This window comes from Neisseria sp. P0021.S007 (assembly GCF_051956855.1).
The window spans coordinates 1-1,648 of sequence record NZ_JBQCXA010000047.1; the positions used below are offsets into that span (position 1 = coordinate 1).

Below are 1,648 nucleotides of genomic sequence, written 5' to 3' on the forward strand. Positions count from 1 at the left end.
GCTGCATTTGGTCCGATCGCAATTGAATTGGTTTCTTTTGCGCCGTCATTGTTCCAGTTTTTCGTACCGTCAGTTTTGCCTTCTTCTGATTTAACGGAAAAATAACGGACTCGCTCAATTGCATTCAAGACACCATAAAGCTGTGAGCCGTTGATCGCATCAGTGGAAGTAGCGGAAATATCGCCGGGGGATACATTGATGATTTGGCGTTCGTAACCTTTAGAACCGACAGACACAACATCACCGGCATCAGTAGTTGCACCGCCTGCCCAAGTGTAGGTCACGCCCATGATTTCACGTTGAACGTATGCCCGACCTTCTTTATCGGTTTTAGAAGCCGTACCCAAAGCTACAGAGTTCAGCAAAGTTGCCTTTGCACCTGTACCTACAGCCACACCACCAAATGAGGAGGCTTGAGACCTTGTACCAACAGCCAAAGATAAATCGGAAGTAGCATTGGCTTGAACACCCAAGGCAACAGAGCCTTGACCGGCCAATGTAGTCGGATAGCCACTAATCGTATCACCGCTCATCTTCGTGTAAATGGTACCCAAATTCTTACCGGCCAGCGCGTAACGCTCTCTAACACTACCGTCTGCATTGTAATAAACAAACTGGTCAGAAGCGTTACCTGAATATAGAGTACTCGTTACCGCCACCAAATCGTCACCACCAATGGCAACAGATGAGTTGCCATTAGCCACAACATTACCACCAATGGCAATAGATTGGTCACCGCGTGCCCATGCACCTTCAGGTCTACCTTCTGTATTAGTATCTCTGTGATTACCCGAACCAATGGCAATAGACTGGCTTACATTTTTTGCAGTTTTATCACCTACACGCGCAGTATTACCGATAGCAATATTATTAGCCGTTGCGTTAGTTGGATTCTGAATCTCCAGCCCCGCTTCACGGCCGATTGAGATTGCACCATAGCTACTTGCATTGGCTTCTAAGCCAATTGCGATCGCACTCGCAGCCACATCTCTGCTACCTGGAGTTTTTGTAACGACACCAGGAGAGCTTGCAACTGCACCTCTACCGATGGCAATAGTGTTTGCACTTTGAGCCTGTGCCGAACTACCTACAGCGATAGATTCCGTAATCTTACCTACCGCATTCGTACCGATTGCAATGGCATTCTCTGCATTTGCAGAAGCCTCGCTACCAACACCGATTGCAACCCCATTACTTCCTCGAGAAACACTGGATTGGCCTAAAGCAATAGAGCCTATACCAAATGCTTGTGCCGAATTGCCTAATGCCGTTGTACCGGTATTATTAGCAAGTGCATTCTTACCTACCGCTGTCGCTTGCGTACCATTTGCTTTAGAATCTGCACCCAATGCTGTTGAATCTGTAGAAACAGCATTGGCACTTTTACCTATCGCTGTTGCATGTGAACTACTTGCACTTGTATCTGCACCCATCGCAACAGCATGAGTTTGAGTAGCCTTGGCATTTGTACCAACAGCAAGGCTGTTATTATGTGTTGCATTTGCACTCGTACCTACCGCAACTGCACCATTAGCCGTAGCATTGGCTGATGCTCCTACTGACAGGGCACCAATACCGGTCGCTGTTGCACCACTAACCGCGGTCGCACTGGTTACAGCATCAAATTCAATTTTTCCTCGTACTGCAG

1 pseudogene is annotated in these 1,648 nt (G+C 47.5%); it reads right to left on the bottom strand.

The annotated features are described in order from the left end of the window. Positions 1–1,648 (bottom strand): annotated as a pseudogene (locus tag ACTHUR_RS10960) (hypothetical protein); the annotation flags it as partial.